At 69.7% G+C, this 16,705-nt stretch carries 17 protein-coding genes and 1 pseudogene; 11 read left to right on the forward strand and 7 right to left on the reverse strand.

Annotation, left to right across the window (positions count from 1 at the left end):
• From ACFSCV_RS05550 to ykgO, 5 genes and pseudogenes are all read right to left on the reverse strand, one after another.
• Nucleotides 1-660 (reverse strand): annotated as a pseudogene (locus tag ACFSCV_RS05550) (hypothetical protein); the annotation flags it as partial.
• Between the two features lie 74 nt (nucleotides 661-734).
• Nucleotides 735-2,381: a GspE/PulE family protein gene (locus ACFSCV_RS05555; RefSeq protein WP_378797801.1), complete on the reverse strand. Its 1,647-nt coding sequence runs from the start codon at nucleotides 2,379-2,381 to the stop codon at nucleotides 735-737.
• 86 nt (nucleotides 2,382-2,467) lie between these two features.
• Complete coding sequence (locus ACFSCV_RS05560) at nucleotides 2,468-3,439, reverse strand: alpha/beta fold hydrolase (RefSeq protein WP_378797803.1); 972 nt, start codon at nucleotides 3,437-3,439, stop codon at nucleotides 2,468-2,470.
• Nucleotides 3,439-4,098 (reverse strand): tetratricopeptide repeat protein, encoded by a 660-nt coding sequence (locus ACFSCV_RS05565; RefSeq protein WP_378797805.1) that lies wholly within the window; start codon nucleotides 4,096-4,098, stop codon nucleotides 3,439-3,441. The genes ACFSCV_RS05560 and ACFSCV_RS05565 overlap by 1 nt, the downstream gene beginning before the upstream one ends.
• Nucleotides 4,099-4,188: 90 nt before the next feature.
• Nucleotides 4,189-4,314, reverse strand: a complete 126-nt coding sequence (gene ykgO / locus ACFSCV_RS05570; protein ID WP_271200636.1) for a type B 50S ribosomal protein L36 — start codon at nucleotides 4,312-4,314, stop codon at nucleotides 4,189-4,191.
• Nucleotides 4,315-4,586: 272 nt separating this feature from the next.
• On the opposite strand from ykgO, the gene ACFSCV_RS05575 reads away from it, so the two are divergent.
• The 9 genes from ACFSCV_RS05575 to ACFSCV_RS05615 all read left to right on the forward strand — a co-directional run bounded on the left by ACFSCV_RS05575 (nucleotide 4,587) and on the right by ACFSCV_RS05615 (nucleotide 12,172).
• Nucleotides 4,587-5,477 carry an HpcH/HpaI aldolase/citrate lyase family protein gene (locus tag ACFSCV_RS05575; protein ID WP_378797807.1) on the forward strand — a complete coding sequence of 297 codons (891 nt, stop codon included), beginning with the start codon at nucleotides 4,587-4,589 and terminating at the stop codon, nucleotides 5,475-5,477.
• Nucleotides 5,478-5,508: 31 nt separating this feature from the next.
• A complete protein-coding gene (locus ACFSCV_RS05580) occupies nucleotides 5,509-6,705 on the forward strand; it encodes a winged helix-turn-helix domain-containing protein (RefSeq protein WP_378797809.1) in 1,197 nt (398 codons plus the stop codon).
• Between the two features lie 89 nt (nucleotides 6,706-6,794).
• Complete coding sequence (locus ACFSCV_RS05585; RefSeq protein WP_378797811.1) at nucleotides 6,795-7,268, forward strand: response regulator; 474 nt, start codon at nucleotides 6,795-6,797, stop codon at nucleotides 7,266-7,268.
• A gap of 69 nt (nucleotides 7,269-7,337) precedes the next feature.
• Nucleotides 7,338-7,598, forward strand: coding sequence for a hypothetical protein (locus ACFSCV_RS05590; RefSeq protein WP_378797813.1), 261 nt, complete (start codon nucleotides 7,338-7,340; stop codon nucleotides 7,596-7,598).
• A gap of 240 nt (nucleotides 7,599-7,838) precedes the next feature.
• Entirely contained in the window at nucleotides 7,839-8,402 is a 564-nt protein-coding gene (gene petA / locus ACFSCV_RS05595; RefSeq protein ID WP_378797815.1) for a ubiquinol-cytochrome c reductase iron-sulfur subunit, read from the forward strand.
• A 48-nt stretch (nucleotides 8,403-8,450) separates the two neighbouring features.
• A complete protein-coding gene (locus ACFSCV_RS05600) occupies nucleotides 8,451-9,719 on the forward strand; it encodes a cytochrome b (protein ID WP_378797817.1) in 1,269 nt (422 codons plus the stop codon).
• Nucleotides 9,720-9,748: 29 nt separating this feature from the next.
• The gene (locus tag ACFSCV_RS05605) at nucleotides 9,749-10,612 is read left to right on the forward strand and encodes a cytochrome c1 (RefSeq protein ID WP_378797819.1); all 864 of its coding nucleotides are present in this window, start codon (nucleotides 9,749-9,751) and stop codon (nucleotides 10,610-10,612) included.
• An 89-nt stretch (nucleotides 10,613-10,701) separates the two neighbouring features.
• On the forward strand, nucleotides 10,702-11,577 hold the full coding sequence (locus ACFSCV_RS05610) for an S-methyl-5'-thioadenosine phosphorylase (protein WP_378797821.1): 876 nt from the start codon (nucleotides 10,702-10,704) through the stop codon (nucleotides 11,575-11,577).
• A 112-nt stretch (nucleotides 11,578-11,689) separates the two neighbouring features.
• A complete protein-coding gene (locus ACFSCV_RS05615; protein ID WP_378797822.1) occupies nucleotides 11,690-12,172 on the forward strand; it encodes a DUF3617 domain-containing protein in 483 nt (160 codons plus the stop codon).
• An 87-nt stretch (nucleotides 12,173-12,259) separates the two neighbouring features.
• Here the strand turns inward: ACFSCV_RS05615 and ACFSCV_RS05620 are convergent, their stop codons facing one another.
• Entirely contained in the window at nucleotides 12,260-12,943 is a 684-nt protein-coding gene (locus ACFSCV_RS05620) for a TetR/AcrR family transcriptional regulator (protein ID WP_378797824.1), read from the reverse strand.
• A 96-nt stretch (nucleotides 12,944-13,039) separates the two neighbouring features.
• Between ACFSCV_RS05620 and ACFSCV_RS05625 the strand changes: the two genes are divergently transcribed.
• Both ACFSCV_RS05625 and ACFSCV_RS05630 read left to right on the forward strand, forming a co-directional pair.
• Nucleotides 13,040-14,407, forward strand: a complete 1,368-nt coding sequence (locus ACFSCV_RS05625; protein ID WP_378797826.1) for a cytochrome P450 — start codon at nucleotides 13,040-13,042, stop codon at nucleotides 14,405-14,407.
• 176 nt (nucleotides 14,408-14,583) lie between these two features.
• Nucleotides 14,584-16,377: a hypothetical protein gene (locus tag ACFSCV_RS05630; RefSeq protein ID WP_378797828.1), complete on the forward strand. Its 1,794-nt coding sequence runs from the start codon at nucleotides 14,584-14,586 to the stop codon at nucleotides 16,375-16,377.
• 129 nt (nucleotides 16,378-16,506) lie between these two features.
• Here ACFSCV_RS05630 and ACFSCV_RS05635 read toward each other — a convergent pair whose 3' ends face one another.
• On the reverse strand, nucleotides 16,507-16,683 hold the full coding sequence (locus tag ACFSCV_RS05635; RefSeq protein ID WP_378797830.1) for a hypothetical protein: 177 nt from the start codon (nucleotides 16,681-16,683) through the stop codon (nucleotides 16,507-16,509).
• Nucleotides 16,684-16,705: the final 22 nt, after the last annotated feature.

Here is a 16,705-nt window from a genome sequence, read left to right on the forward strand (position 1 = left end):
CGCCGCGAGATCGGCGGCGCGGGCTTCGACGGCGCCGAGCGCGACGAACGACCAGCCGGCGAGGGGCAACAGCACGAGCGCGCTCGCCGCCGCAGCGCCCGCGACCATGCGGCGGGCGCGGGCCTGCGCCGGATCGCGCCGGCCCCGCCAGAGGTCGAGCGCGAGCGGCGCGGCGGGGTCGGCGCCGCCGGGGCCGATCCCGGTCGGCGTGAAGCCGGCGGCCTCCGCGCGCGCGCTCCAGAGCTCGACCGTCTCGCGCGCTGCGGCGACGACCTCGACCTTCAGCGCGCCGTCGGCGGCGTCCTCCTGCCGATAGGCGTAGACGACCCGCTCCGGAGCCCATGGGACCAGCCGGTCGAGGCGCGCGTCCAGCACGGCGTCGAGATAGGGCCTCGTCGCGCCCGGGAAGCTCAGCTCGCGCCGCAGCGTCGCGCCCGGCGGCAGCGTCAGCGCGCCGCTCGCGCCTGCGACCGGCGGCGTCAGCTTCCGGGCGGCGCCGTCGGGCGCGATCTCATAGAGCGCGAGCGCGTCGCCTTCGGCCACGGCGACGCGGCGGCGCGGGCCGCCGGCGCGAGCGAACAGCGGCGCCGCCAGAGCGGCGAGGTCGTCCGCGAGGTTACGAAACACGCCCGCAAGCGCCACGGCGCCGGCCCCCAGCATCGGTTCGGGCGATCGCCCCCCGCGCCGACCCTAGCCTGCGGCGCGCCGAGGTCAACGACATCCGCGTGACGGTGTCAGCCGGTCGCGCGCAGCACCTCGTCCACGGTGGTCAGCCCTGCGCCGGCTTTGGCGAGCCCGTCCTCGAGCATGGTCGTCATGCCGCCGGCGCGGGCCGCGGCGAGGATTTTTGCCGGGTCGGGTCGGTCGTCGATGCAGGCGCGCACGGCGTCGTCGACGCGCAGCGCCTCGAACACGCCGATCCGGCCGCGGAAGCCGGAGCCGCCGCAGGCCGCGCAGCCGCGAGGGGCGTGGAACGAGGCGCGCGCGGGCGCGGCCGCGCCGCGGGCCTCGCCGACGCCGCGCGCCAGATCGGCCGCCAGCGGATCGGGCGTCTTGCAGCGGTCGCACAGCCGCCGCACCAGCCGCTGGCCCACGACGCCGCGCAGCGCCGCGCGGATCAGGTAGGGCTCGACGCCGAGGTCCGCGAGCCGCAGCACGGCGTCGGCCGCGGTGTTGGTGTGGAGCGTGGTCAGCACGAGATGGCCGGTCAGCGCGGCCTGCGCGCCCACGCTCGCGGTCTCGCGGTCGCGCATCTCGCCGACCATGATCACGTCGGGATCGTGCCGCAGGAAGGAGCGCAGCGCCGCCGCGAAGGTCAGCCCGATCGCCGGCTTGATCTGGGTCTGGTGCACGCCGGGGATCTGGTACTCGATCGGGTCCTCGACCGTGACGATCTTCCGGGACGGGTCGTTGAGCGCGGCCATGGCGGTCGCGAGCGTCGTGGTCTTGCCGCTGCCGGTCGGGCCGGTGACGACGACGACCCCGTGCGGCTCGGCGAGCAGGCGCTCGAGCGTCGAGCGGTCGCGGGGGCTGAGGCCGAGGCGGTCGAAATCCAGCAGCCGGCCATCCTTGATCAGGATGCGCAGCACCGCTGTCTCGCCATACATGGTCGGCGCGATCGCGACGCGCAGGTCGGCCTCCACGCGGCCGACGCGCACATTGGCGCGCCCGTCCTGCGGCAGCCGGCGCTCGGCGATGTCGAGCCCCGCCAGAATCTTCACCCGCGAGATCAGGCCGGCGGCGAGATGCTTCGGCAGCGTCTGGTCCACCTTCAGCCGCCCGTCGACGCGCAGCCGCACCCGGACCTCGTCACGGCCGGTCTCGAGATGGATGTCGGTCGCGCCGGTTTCCACCGCGCGCTCCAGCAGCTCGTCGATGGTGCGCACGATCGGCGCGCCGCGGGCGAGGTCCTGCAGCGCCTCGACGGTGTCGGCGCGGGCGCCGTCGGGGGCCTCCGCCGGGCCGTCCAGGGCGGGCGCCTCGGGCGCGCAGCGCTCGAACAGCAGCTCGATCTCCTCGAAGGAGAGCACGACGAAGGCCGGCGCGCGGCCGAGGGCCAGCGCCATGGCGTCGCGCGCGTCGTGGTCGGACGGGTCGGCGATCGCGGCGGTCGGAGCCCCGTCGTCGTCGAACGGGTAGGCGCGGGCGTCGCGCAGGAACCGGAGCGACAGGCCGCCAATCAGCGGCCGGCGCTGCGCCACCTCGGCGAAGGCGGCGCGCGGCAGGCCGTGCGTCTCCGCGAGCGCGTCGGCGAGATCGGAGGCGGGAACCGCGCCCTCGCGCCACAGCGCCTCGGCGCCCGAGCCCGCGGCGACGGCGTAGCCTCGGGTGGCGAGCCGGCCGGCGAGGTCCGGGGGCGCTGCGAGATCGTAGGCGGTCATGCGCGGGACGCTCGCGAACGGGTTGGACGCCGTCGCGACCCTAGAATCTGGCGGCGGCGGTGGAAAGAGCCGCGACGGCGTCCGCGTCAGCGGTCCGGGGCGGCGCGGAGCGCCAGCGCGTCGATCTCGGCGACCACGCGCCCGGTCGCGCTCCAGTGCGGCATGTGGCCGGCGCCGGGCAGGACGACCAGCTTCGAGCCCGCGACCTGGCGGTGCAGCGCGCGGGAATGGAGCGTCGGCGAGACGGTGGCGTCGACGTCGGCCGTGACGATCAGCGTCGGCTGGCGGATCGCGCCGTAGCGCGGCGCCTGGGCTTCGAGGAACGGCTTCAGGTCCTTCAGGTCCTGCGCGTTGGCGCGGAACTCGGACGGGCGCAGCAGCAGCCGGGCGTCGGTGCGGGCGACGTAGTCCGGGGGCGGGCTCGCGGGCGCGAACACGCTCGCCACCGCCTTGTCGAAGGTGGCGAGGCCGACCGGTGCCACCACGGTCGCGGCGAACAGGTCGCCGAACAGGGGCGTCGCCGCGACGCTGTTGTACCAGGCCACGCCGCCGGGCCAGGGATGGGTGGCGCCGGCGAGGGTGACGAGGCCGACGACGCGGTCGGGATGGTCGAGCGCGAGGCTGGTCGCGAGCGCGCCGGACCAGGAGTGGCCGACCGCCACCACCCGCCTCACGCCGATCGCGTCGAGCGCCTGCAGGATCGCCGCGCCCTGGCGGGCCGGCGACGCCATCTCGCGCCCGCCGAGCCGGTCGCTGCGGCCGTGGCCGGGGCGGTCGACGAGCACGACGCGGTGGCGGCGGGCCAGCCGCCGGCCAATCGAAAGCTCGAGGTCCTTGAGGTTGCCGCTCGCGCCGTGCAGTAGCAGCAGCGTGCGGCCGGAGGCCGGTCCTCGCGGCTCCAGCACTACGACGTTCAGCGCGCCGCCCGTGACGGCGACGCGGCGGGCGACGCCATGTTCGGCGAGGGCGGCGGAACGCCGGGCCTCCACCGCCGTCGCGGCCGCAAGCAGGACGGCGAGCGTCGCGACGACGGCCGCCGCGACGAGACCCGCGCGCATCAGATCGGCTGGCCCTCGACCTTCAGCGTCAGCTCGTCGACCTCGCGCTTAAGGCCGTCGATCTGCGGATGGATGGCGAGCGCCTTGCGGAACGCCCCGAGCGCCGGCTTGTCGAGCCCGGATTCGCGCAGGATGCGGCCGAGCCCAAGCCAGGCGCCGAAGTGGCGCGGCTCGCGCACCAGCGCCTCGCGCAGGTCCATCATGGCGCGGTCATAGTCCTTGCCGAGGAAGTGCAGCGTGGCGCGGCGGTTCCAGCCTTCCGCGAATTCGGGCCTGAGCGACACCACCCGGTCCATCAGCTTGATCGCGACGTCGGCCTTGGCCTTGCGCTGGGCCTCCAGCGCGCGCGAGGTCAGGAGGTCGGCGGTGTCGCTGCCCGACCGCATCCACAGCGCCTGCACGGCGCCCGCGATGCGGCGGGCGGCGGCGGGATCCTCGGTCTTGGCGAGACGCTCCAGCAGCGCGTCGACGGCCTTGCCCTGATCGGCGGCGGACGGGGCGTCCGCGGGCGGCGGCGCGGCGGGAGGCGGCGCCGGCAGAGTAGGGGTGGAGCCTTCCGGCGAGGCGTCGGGCGGCAGCGCCGGCTGCGCCATGGCGGCAAGAGCGCCGCCGAGCGAGAGGAGGGCGGCGAGCGCCGCAGACTGAGCGAAACGCGTCATGGCCCGGAGCTTAGGCTCCGGACCGGCGCGGCGTCAAAAATCTTCGGCGTGAAGCGCAGCGGACTTTTGGCGCCCGCCGGCCGCGCGGTCTCAGCCCTGGCGGGCCTTGTAGCGCTTCTGCGTCTTGTTGATGACGTAGACGCGGCCCTTGCGGCGCACCAGACGGTTGTCGCGATGGCGGTTGCGCAGGGACTTCAGCGAGTTGCGGATCTTCATCGGTCTCGTCCTCAAGACGCCGGCCGCTGGCGCGGCGACTTGCGTCGGTCGTGTTGGTGTTCGTCGGAGCGGACAGGGCGCGGCCCGGCCGCGACCTCGGCGACCGCCGGTTCGGGCCGCCTTCTAGTCGGACGCGGCCGATTTTGCAAGGCCGGCGGCTCCGCGGCGGCGCGCCGAAAGCCATCTCGCACCTGCGAAAGGCGACGTTGCGATGGCCTTGCCGGCCGGACTAGGTTCGTCGCCAACGATAACATCGGAATGGGAGATCGAGAATGGCTTCGGATCTGCGTCTGCGCCGCAGCGTGCTGTACATGCCGGGCTCGAACCAGCGCGCTCTCGACAAGGCGAAGACCCTGGCCGCCGACGCGCTGATCCTCGATCTCGAGGACGCCGTCGCGCCGGACGCGAAGGAGCTCGCCCGCGAGCAGGTGTGCGCTGCGGTGAAAAGCGGCGAATACGGCCACCGCGAACTGATCATCCGCGTGAACGCGCCGCAGACGCCATGGGGCGAGCAGGACCTGAAGGCCGCTATCGAAGCCAAGCCGGACGCCATCCTGATGCCGAAGGTGTCGTCGCCGGCGGTGCTCGAGAGCATCGCGAACCGGCTGGAGGCGATGGACGCGCCGGAAGACATCAAGATCTGGGCGATGATCGAGACCCCGGCCGCGATCCTCAACATCAAGGAGATCACGGCCGTCCGGCGGGTGATGCCGGAGGCGCGGCTCACCTGCCTCGTGCTCGGCACCAACGATCTCGCCAAGGACACCTGGGCGCAGATCGTGCCTGGCCGCGCGCCCATGCTGCCGTGGATCATGTTCGCGCTCGCGGCCGCCCGCGCCGACGGGCTGACGATTCTCGACGGCGTCTGGAACGACATCGCGGACGTGGAGGGCTGCCGGGCCGAATGCCGCCAATCGCGCGATCTCGGCTTCGACGGCAAGACCATTATCCACCCGAACCAGATCGAGCCCGCCAACACCTCCTTCGCGCCGACGGCCGAGGAGGTTGCGCGCTCGCGCAAGGTCATCGACGTGTTCGACCTGCCGGAGAACGCCCGAAAAGGGGCGATCAAGATCGATGGCCGAATGTACGAGCGCCAGCACATCGGCATGGCGCGGCGCGCGGTGGCCTGGCACGAGGCGATCTCGGCGCGGGACCAGTGACGGCCGGCGGGTCGCGCTCCAGATCGAGGCGATGATCGAACTCTCCGCATCCGAGGCGCGTCGCGTCGCTCTCGCCGCGGTCGGCCTCGACCGGCCGCGGCCGGCGCGCGCGGGCCGCGGCGCGCTCTCCGGCATGTTCGACCGGCTGGGGATGGCGCAGATCGACAGCGTCAACGTGCTCGCCCGCGCGCACACGCTACCGGCGTTCTCCCGGTTCGGCGGCTACGACGTCGGCCTGCTCGAGAAGATGAGTTCGGGGAAGCGGCGCGCCCTGTTCGAGTACTGGGGCCATGAGGCCTCGCTGATCCGCGCCGATCTCCAGCCCAGCCTGCGCTGGCGCATGGCGCGGGCGCGGGACGGGCGGGGGATCTATGACGGGCTCGCCCGATTCGGCCGCGAGCGGCGCGCCTTCATCGACGCCATGCTCGCCGAGATCGCCCGGCGCGGCCCGCTCGCGGCGCGCGACCTCGACGCCGGCGAGAAGGGCGCGGGCGGCTGGTGGGGCTGGAGCGACGCCAAGCGCGCGCTCGAGTGGCTGTTCTGGGCCGGGCTCGTCACCACCCACGGCCGCCGCGGCTTCGAGCGCGTCTACGACCTGCCGGAGCGGGCGACGCCCGAGATCGCGGCGCTGCCGACGCCGGACGACGCCGAGGGGCAGCGGCGCCTGATCAGCGCGGCCGCGCAGGCGCTCGGCGTCGCGACCGTCGGCGATCTGCGCGCCTACTGGCGGATCGGCCCGCAGGAGGCGGGCGCGCGCGTGGCGGAGCTGGTCGAGCAGGGGGCGCTGATCCCGGCGCGGGTGGAGGGCTGGCGGCAGCCCGCCTATCTCGCGGCCGGGACCGAGCCGCCGCGCCGGCGTCCCCGCGCGGCGGCGCTGGTGTCGCCCTTCGACCCGCTGCTCTGGGAGCGGGACCGCGCCGAGCGGCTGCTGGACTTCCGCTACCGCATCGAGATCTACGTGCCGGAGCACAAGCGGCAGCACGGCTACTACGTGCTGCCGCTGCTGGCGGGCGAGCGGATCGCCGCGCGGCTCGACCTCAAGGCCGACCGCGCCGGCCGGCGTCTCGTGGTGGCCGCGGCCTGGCTCGAGCCCGGCTCCGCGGCCGGGCCCACGGCGGAGGCGGCGGCCGACGAGCTGCGCCGCGCGGCGGCGTGGCTCGGCCTGGACGACGTCGCGGTGCAGCCGAAGGGCGATCTCGCCGCCGCTCTCGCCGCTCTGACGCGTTGACGCCGCTCACGAATTCCGGCGCGCAGGTGGCGCGCGCCGCAAGATTGCGTTAACCCTTCGGGCCTTTCGCGAACTCGGGGGTCGAGGCCATGCGCGTTCTGATCGTCGAGGACGACATGATCATCGCCGGTCATCTCGGGCCTCTGGTCGCGCGGGCGGGCCACGAGCTCGTCGGCCTCGCCGCGGACCGCGGCAGCGCGATCGCGCTCCTCCAGTCCGTGACGGTCGACTTCGCCTTCGTCGACATCCACCTGATCGACGGCTGGACCGGGGTCGACGTCGTCCGCGCGGCCGTCGCCGCCGGCGCCGCAGCCGCCTTCACCACCGCAAATTTCGGGCTCGTGCCGAACGATTTCGCGGGCGCGATGGGGCTGATCGAGAAGCCTTATGACGAGGCCCGCATCCTGGACGTGCTCGCCTTCGTGCAAGCGCGGCTCGAAGGCGGGACGGAGGTGCCTCCGCCGCAGGGATTCGCGCTGTCGCCCTACTGGAAGGGCCGACCGCAGAGCGCTTCCGCACCGTCGCCGGCGCCGCTTCTTCCACGCGCGAATCTTCAAATTTGAGAGAGCCGGCGATTCGCCTTAGCGGCGATTTCATGGCAGTCTGAACCCGCCTGGAGCGGAGGCGGTCCGATGGGGCGATACGCGAGCGGCGTGCTGGTCTTCGCGCTGACGATAGCGCTGTTCTTCCTGATCGGAGCCTTCTGCATCTACGTCGTGAAGACGGTGCACTGGATTCCGCCCGTGATCGTCTTCGGCGTCGCCGGCGGCCTGTACACGATGCTCGTTCTGTTCATTCTCCACAGTTTCGCGGGCACGCTCTCGCCGTCGCCGGAAGAGCTCCGCGACCAGGCCCTGAGCCGGGAGAACGAGGCCGAGGGCGACCTGCTCTAAGCGCCTGCGCGGCAACGGCGAGGCCTTCCTGCGCTCACTGGCATGCCAGCCCCAAAGGCGCGGCAATAGTTCCCGTGCGACACGGTGTCATAGGGTTGGGGCCGGGGTGGACAGTCTCCGACCTTAGTGCGAGATAGCCTCAAAGATCAGAGCCGTTCCAAGATACGGCTCGCGCGGTGGGACGAGGGCGCGAACGCCCTCAAACCCGGCGCGTCATCGATGCGTGAGGAGACCGATCTCTTGGCAGCGACGCACGACGCGCAGGATCCCAATCGTCGGGATTTCCTGTTTCTCGCCACCGGCGCGGCGGCCGCCATCGGCGGCGGGTTCCTGGCCTGGCCGTTCGTGGCCCAGATGAATCCGGACGCTTCCGCGCTCGCGCTTGCGACCAGCGAAGTCGACATCAGCCAGATCGCGGAAGGCCAGGTCGTCACGGTCAAGTGGCGCGGCAAGCCGGTCTTCATCTGGAACCGCACGAAGCAGCAGATCGACGACGCCAAGGCGGTCGAGCTGTCCCAGCTCCCCGACCGGCTGGCCCGCAACCAGAACCTCCCCGACGACTCGCCGGCGACCGACGAAAACCGCGCGGCGAAGGACAAGGAGAACTGGCTCGTGGTGGTCGGCGTCTGCACCCATCTCGGCTGCGTCCCGATCAGCCAGCAGGGCAATTTCGGCGGCTGGTTCTGCCCCTGCCACGGCTCGCACTACGACGGCGCCGGGCGCATCCGCCAGGGGCCGGCGCCGGAGAACCTCCACGTGCCGCCGTTCGCCTTCATGGGCGACACCAAGATCACCATCGGCTGAACGAGACTGCGGCCCAGCTGAAGCCGCGGCGATGAGGCAAGAGGGACGATGCAAGGACACTCGACCTACCAGCCGAAGGGCGGCGTCGCGAAGTGGCTGGAGGACCGGCTGCCGATCGTCGGCCTGGTCCACTCCAGCGCTGTCGCCTATCCGGTCCCGCGCAACCTGAACTATTTCTGGACCTTCGGTGGCATCCTCACCTTCATGCTCGTCGCCCAGATCCTGACCGGCGTGGTGCTCGCGATGCACTACACGCCGGAGGCGACCAAGGCGTTCGCGTCGGTCGAGAAGATCATGCGCGACGTCAATTACGGCTGGCTGCTGCGCTACCTGCACGCCAACGGCGCGTCGATGTTCTTCATCGCCGTGTACCTCCACATCTTCCGAGGCATGTACTACGGCTCCTACAAGGCGCCGCGCGAGATCCTCTGGATCCTCGGCGTGCTGATCTTCCTGCTGATGATGGCCACCGCCTTCATGGGCTATGTGCTGCCCTGGGGCCAGATGTCGTTCTGGGGCGCGACCGTCATCACCAACCTGTTCTCGGCGCTGCCGGGCGTGGGCGAGGCGATCGTGACGTGGCTGTGGGGCGGCTTCGCCGTCGACAACCCGACCCTGAACCGCTTCTTCGCGCTGCATTACCTGCTGCCGTTCATCATCGCGGGCGTGGTCGGGCTGCACATCTGGGCGCTCCACCATGTCGGGCAGAACAACCCGACCGGCGTCGAGGTGAAGGACTTCCGCAAGGACACGCTGCCGTTCACGCCTTACGCGACCCTGAAGGACGCCGTGGGACTGGTCGCGTTCCTGCTGTTCTTCTCCTACTTCGTGTTCTACGTGCCGAACTATCTCGGCCACGCCGACAACTACATCGAGGCGAACCCGCTGGTGACGCCGGCGCACATCGTGCCGGAATGGTACTTCCTGCCGTTCTACGCGATCCTGCGCGCGATCCCGTCCAAGCTCGGCGGCGTGCTGGCCATGTTCGGCGCGATCGCCATCCTGTTCGTGCTGCCGTGGCTCGACACGTCCAAGGTCCGTTCGGGCAACTACCGGCCGATGTTCCGCATCTTCTTCGGCTTGTTCGTGGCGAACGCCATCCTGCTCGGCTGGCTTGGCTCGAAGCCGGCGGAGGCGCCCTACGTCTATGTGGCGCAGGCCGCGACGATCTACTACTTCGCCTACTTCGTGGTGATCCTTCCGCTGCTCGGCAAGTTCGAGAAGACGAAGCCGTTGCCGAACTCGATCGCCGAATCCGTGCTCGGCGGGCACGGCACGCCGGCCGGCGCCGTCGCGGCGCCCGAGCGGAAGGGTTGAGGGCGGCGATGACCATGCGTTCGGAAAGCATGCCCATGACCATCTCGCGCCTCGCGCGGTCGCTCGCGGCCGCGGCCGCTCTCGCCGTCACGCTCGGCGGAGCCGGCGCGGCCCAGGCCGCGGAAGCCGGCCCCAAGCCGCCGATGCAGTCCTGGAGCTTCTGGGGCCCGCTCGGAAAGTTCGAACCCGGCCAGCTCCAGCGCGGCTTCAAGGTCTATCGCGAGGTCTGCTCCAGCTGCCATTCGCTCTCGCTGGTGTCGTTCCGCAACCTGATGCAGCCGGGAGGCCCGCAGTTCTCGGAAGGGCAGGTCCGCACCATCGCGGAGGAGTACAAGGTTCAGGACGGGCCGAACGACAGCGGCGACATGTTCGAGCGCCCGGGCCGGCTCTCCGACGCCTTCCCCAAGGCGTTCCCGAACGAGCAGGCCGCGCGCGCGGCGAACGGCGGCGCCTACCCGCCGGACTTCTCGCTGCTCGCCAAGGCCCGCACCTATGAGCGCGGCTTCCCGTGGTTCCTCTGGGACATCGTCGCGCAGTACCAGGAGCAGGGGCCGGACTACATCCACGCCCTGCTGGTCGGCTACGAAGCGCCGCCGGAGGGCGTCAAGCCGAGCTCGCCGGGCCTGCACTACAACAAGTATTTCCCCGGCCACTGGATCGCGATGGCGCAGCCGATCCAGGACGGGCAGGTGGAGTACACCGACGGGACGCCGACCACTGTCGACCAGTACGGCAAGGACCTCGCCGCCTTCCTGATGTGGACCGCGGAGCCGCACCTCGCGGCGCGCAAGGGCACCGGCCTGGTGGTGATGATCTTCCTGATCATGTTCCTCGGGCTGCTCGTCTACGTGAAGAAGAAGGTGTGGAGCGGGGCGAAGCCGGTTCACGCCTGATCGCCCGGCGGCGGCCGGAGCGGATAGGATCGACGGCGGGCCAACGGCCCGCCGTTTTCATGTGGGGGCCGGCGCAGAGGAGACGACGCATGACGAAAGCCATCCTCGGAGTGATCGGCGGGTCCGGCGTCTATGACCTGCCGGGGCTCGAGGACGTGCGCGAGCTCCACCTGACGAGCCCGTGGGGGACGCCGTCGGCGAAGCCGAAGCAGGGCCGCATCGGCGCGACGACGATCGTGTTCCTGCCGCGCCACGGCGCCGGGCACCGGCTGTCGCCGTCGGACATCGACTATCGCGCCAACATCGACGTGCTGAAGCGCGCGGGCGTCACCGATCTCGTCTCGCTCTCCGCCTGCGGCTCCTACAGCGAGGAGCTGCCGCCGGGCACCTTCGTGCTGGCGGACCAGTTCATCGACCGCACCTTCCGGCGCCAGCCCACCTTCTTCGGGCCGGGTTGCGTGGCGCATGTGGCGTTCTCCGACCCGGTCGCGCCCAATCTCGTGGCCCGGCTCGCCCGCGCCGCCGCGGCGGAGGCCGTGCCGCACGTGGTCGGCGGATCCTACGTCTGCATGGAGGGGCCCCAGTTCTCGACCCGCGCGGAATCCACGACCTACAAGGCCATGGGGGCGTCGATCGTCGGCATGACCAACATGCCGGAGGCCAAGCTCGCCCGCGAAGCGGAGATCTCCTACGCCACCGTCGGCATGGTGACGGACTATGACGCCTGGCGTCCGCACGAGGCCGGCGTCGATGTGGCGGACGTCATCGCGGTGATGCGCGACAATGGCGAAAAGGCCCGCCGGCTGATCGCGCGCCTCGCCGCGGACTTCCCCGCCGAGCACGAGCCGTGCCCCGTCGGCTCCGACCGCGCGCTCGATTTTGCGATCATCACCGCGCCCGAGCATCGCGACGCCGCGCTGCTCGCGAAGCTCGACGCCGTGGCCGGCCGCGTTCTCGGGCGCTGAGTCGGGCATTCCCCACAAGACCCATTGCTCCGGCGCGCCTGTCGCCGCAGCATCGCTCGCCGCACGGATTCGCGACGCGCGGCTGATCCAGCCCTTCAGGATGAACGCCGCCATGTCCGCCGCCGTCCGCCTCGCCTTCGCAGGTCTCGCTCTCGCCGCGACGCCGGCTTTCGCCGACCGTCCGCCCACGCGCACGCCGGGCCTGTGGGAGACGGCGACCATCACCAACGCCGGCCGCACGATGGCTCGCGAATGCATCGACGAGCGGACCGACCGGATCGTGCGCCAGGCGACGTCCGGCGTGACCTGCCGCAACGACGACTTCAAGCGCACGGCCGACGGCTACGCCGCCGGTGCGATCTGCCGCTCGGGCGGCATGTCGATCGACAACAAAGTCGAGATCACCGGGGACTTCGCGACCTTCGCGCGCGTGTCCACTACCACGGTGATGTCCGGCCTGCCGGGCGAGGCCGGGCCGCGCACCTTCACCTCCGCGATCGAGGCGCGCCGTCTCGGAGACTGCCAGCCCGACCAGCGCCCCGGTGACGTCATCCTGCCCAACGGCACCGTCGTGAACGTGCCGCCAGCGCGGTAGCGCGCCGGCTAAGGGACGCGCATCGTCTCGATGAGGTCATGGGGCCGCGGGGTCCGACCGCGGCCACGCGGCTCGTCCGAAGCGACGTCAGACCGCCTCTCGCAGGACAGGGCGGCCAAGCATGGCGATCAACTCGCTCTTCGCCGCATCCGACAGATAGGGCTGAAACAGGCTCGCGACCTGTTTCAGTCCCCAGTCGAGATGGTCCTGCCCTAAGTCCTCGATACCTTCCTGCAGGCTGAGATACAGCGCCCAGTAGGTCGATACGATCCAGACATTGGCGAGCAACAGCGGCGCTTCTTCGTCTGGGACATCTATCAGTTCCGCATCCGTCATCTGACGAAGCGCCCCGTCTACGACGAGCCGCATCGCCGCGCTGAGCCCGCGGATCGGCTCGCGCAGGGTCGGTGCGATGGCGATGACGCCAGGCAGATCCCGGAAGATGTAGCGATGGTCCCAGACGATCGAGAACCAGCGCCGCATGAAACCGGAGAAAACGCCCGGGTCGACGGAGATGTTCGAACCTGCGTCCGTCATGAAGGCGGTCGCGTCGGCCTCCAGTCTTTTGAACAGCGCCTGGAGAAGCGCCTCCTTCGTCTTGAAGTGATAATAGAGGTTGCCTTCGTTGATGCCGACCGTTCGAGCGATTTCGGCGGTCGTGACCCGATCCGGCCCCCTGTCGTTGAACAGGACGAGAGTGGCGTTCAGGATCCGGTCTCGGGTGCCAGTCCGATCGGCCCTTGTCGCGCCTGCCGCCGCTGTTCCTGCCATGCCGCCCCTTGCATCGATAAGGTGTCCACCTTAGGTCTCATAAGGTGAGCGCCTTACAGATACGGCGCGGACGGTTGGCAAGCAAGGATGCACATCATGGCTGGCTCGGCCCAAGTTCCCGGCGCGCCGAAGACGACGTTTCCCCTGACGCCACAGTCAACGCTCGCTGTGCTGCTTGCGATCGTGCGCAACCCGCTCGAAGCGCTTCCCTCGTCGATCTTCACGGAACCTGTGGTGTTTTCGAAGACCGCCGGAGAGATGAAGGTCTACATGGCCGACCCCGCGCTAATACACGAGGCGCTGGTCAAGAATGCGGAAGCCTTCGGCAAGGGGGATCAAGTCCGGCGAGCGCTGGGACCGGCCCTTGGCCGGGGCCTGCTGACGGCGGACGGCGCGCATTGGAAGTGGCAACGGCAGTCCGTCGCCGGCGGGTTTCGGCACGACAAGCTGCTCGAACTTCAGCCGACAATGATCGCAGCGGCCCAGCGCACGCGCGACAGGTGGATCGGGGCGGGCGATGGAACAGTCGACGTCAGCCACGAGATGATGCGCACCACCTTCGATATCATCGTCGAGACGATGATGTCCGGCGGATACGGCGTCGACGTCGATCGGGTCGAAAAAGGTATTTCAGATTTCCTCAAGCCGACCGGCTGGACGTTCGCGCTCGGACTTCTGCACGCCCCGGACTGGATACCCTATCCCGGCCGCGGCAGGGCGGAAGCTGCCGTTGAATTCCTGCGGGCCAGCCTCCTGAGCGTGATCGAGGAGAGGCGCAAACGCCCCGACGACCGCCAGGATCTCGTGAACATGCTTCTGTCGGCCTCTGACCCGGAGACCGGGCGCACGATGAGCGACGCGGACATCGTCGACAACCTCATGACCTTCATCACGGCCGGCCATGAAACGACGGCGCTCGCGCTGGCCTGGACGTTCGGCTTGCTGGCGCGGCGCCCGGAGATCGAGAGAAAGGTTCTTGACGAGATTGACGCGGTCACGGAAGGCGAGCCGGTGAACGCCGAGCATGTTTCGAAGCTCGTCTATACGCGGCAGGTCTTCTCGGAAGCCATGCGCCTGTATCCCCCCGCGCCGATCATCACGCGGACCGCTTTGCGGGACGTCCAGCTTGGCGAATATCTCATTCCGGCCGGAACGGTGCTGATCGTTCCGATCTACGCGGTGCACCGCCACGCGTCTCTGTGGCCGGATCCCGAGGCGTTCGACCCGGACCGCTTCCGTCCGGAGGCGGTCAAGACACGGCCCCGCTACGCCTACATGCCTTTTGGCGCGGGTCCGCGCGTCTGCATCGGCAACGCCTTCGCCGTCATGGAAGCCGTCGCCATCTTGGCGGTGCTGCTTCAGAAGGTCCGGCTCGCGACGATCGAGCCCGAGCCGCCGAAGCCCGTCATGAAAGTCACGCTCCGGCCCAACCAGGCGCAACGCATGACCCTGACGTTGCGCTGAAGAACGCCTCGGGGAAGGACAACGCGCTCCATCTCCGCCCCTCGGCAGCGCCGCAACCGCCATCGTCCGGCTCTGAGCAGTGAGTCCTGAGCCTGGTGGACAGGACGTCATCGTTCGTCCGACAGTGTATTTCTACCTAGAGGTGTTTGACGAATTAGCGACAAAGGGGGATCTCGATGGCCTACCTAGAACAGAGCGCCAATCTCTCGGACGTGCCGGACAAGCCGCTGGCGCTGAAGACCCTGGCCGACGCGGGCGGGGAAATCGGGAAGGCAAGCGTGACGGCCCCCGCGGCTCCCGCCGTGCACGCTTCGCTGGATCGCTGGCTGACCCGGGACGGCTGTCTCGATTTCCGGCGGTTCGTCGGCCCCACGCCGGCGAACGGTCTCGTCATTGACACCGCGCTGCAAGACGCTTTCGACGAGGCGAACGCGTTGCCGCAACAGAGCCGGCGCATCCTCATGCCGGCAGCGCGCTTCGTGCTCGAGAACACGGTGACATCCGGCGTGAACGAGCAATCCGGTCTGGTCGGAATTCCTGGATCTCGTATTGAAATGCAGCAAACTGGCCCCGGCATTCACGTCCGAGGACAGTTCTTCCGCATATTCAATATGTCATTTCTTGGAAATAATTCGGGAGGTCAGTGCGCTCTCGAATTCCGAAAGAACGCAGATGCTCCTTCTAATGAAGTAAATGTGGATGTAGATGCGACAATACTAAATTGCGGATTCACGAATTTCGTATCTTCCGTAATATTTTATGGGCGAGGTCTTCTGGCGAGACAAAGTGGCTTTGGAGGGTGCACCTACGGGTTTGATCTTCATTGGCCGGAATCGCCAGTTGGCGCCGACCCTGACCCCGCGACCGGATGGCGGGCCATGGTCGTCGAAGCGACGCGGGCCCACGCGATCTCGGCGGTCGTCCGCGGAATCGGTGTGGACAGCCAGCACCTCAGGCTCCGGTTGGCGGGCACCGAGGCTGACGTCGGCCGGGCGCTCTTTAACGGAGGCTGCAGCAACAGCGAGTTCATTGACAATATCATGTCGGGCGCGGACGGCGCGGTGACCATCAGCATTGGACGGGGCGGCAAGGGAAATCGGTTCATCGGCAACAGATTCAGCGCGGACGCCGCAACTCCGGCAAACCGCGCCATAAGGTACTACGGCGACGCCGTTTTCGAGAACGTCTCCATCGACGGAACGTTTTCGGGTTACGCGAGCGCTCCAATTCAAAGCCAGGTCGGCGCCAAGAACGTGCGCATCCGCGGCAACTTCTGGGGTAACGGGACAGCGGCGCCCGGGCAGTACGACATCGAGATCACCGGTAGCGCGGCGGGGCTGGATGTAGAAGCGACGTTCGGCGCGAGGGCGACGACGGGCGGAGCCTGCGTGCGCGTGAGCGGCGCGGTGGACGCCTATTCCCGGGTGACGGGCATGAAAGAAGGCGGCCGCGCCATGCTAGACGCTGGATCGATCTCGGGAAATCCGCTGATCGAGTACGAGCCGAACGTCTACCGGGGAACCATCACGGCTCGCCACCATCTGGCGCCAGAGTTCGTGGCGCACAACACACGCAACAGCAGCTGGGAGCCCGGCCTTCAGCCTGTCGGCCGTTTCGTCGTCCGCACGTCGGACACGTCCCATGCGGGTGGCCCGGGAGAAGCAGGCTCATTCGAAGTCCACGCGGCGACGGCGGCCGGCGACGAGACGTTCGCGGAGGTGAAGGTCTCGGGACCGGCTAGCCGGAACATTTCGTCGTGCCGGTTCTATTGGAACGGCGTCGGGCCCCTTGCGGACAACGATAAAAGCCTCGGCTTCGCAAGCGCGCGTTGGGCGACGGTGCACGCCGTCAACCTGACGGGAGCGTTTCCCGGCCCCTATGCGGACGATGCGGCGGCGGGGACGGCAGGCGTTCCGATCGGCGGAACCTACCGCAAGACCGGCGGCGTTCTCGCTTGGCGCCAGGCGTAGGTGTCGTCGCGATCGCGGCCCGGAGCCCCGCCGCCGCACGGGGCTTCTTCTTGCAAAGCCGCGCGAACGTCCTCCGCGTGTGGCCCATCGCCCGCAATCATGAAGGTCCGGCCGCCCGATTTCGGGCCTCTAGTTCGCCGGGTCGCGGCTCTCGGCGTCGTAGACCCGTTCGGCGCCGCGCTCGGCGGCGATCCTCTCCGATCGCGTGGTCTGGCGGTTGCGCAGCATGCCGTAGCCGAGCGCGAGGCCCAGCACGATCACGCCGCCGACCGTCAGGATCAGCCAGAGTCCTCCTCCGCCTTCCATCCATCGTCTCCTTACCGGTTGC

The organism is Methylopila henanensis, from assembly GCF_042681025.1.
Taxonomy (GTDB): domain Bacteria; phylum Pseudomonadota; class Alphaproteobacteria; order Rhizobiales; family Methylopilaceae; genus Methylopila; species Methylopila henanensis.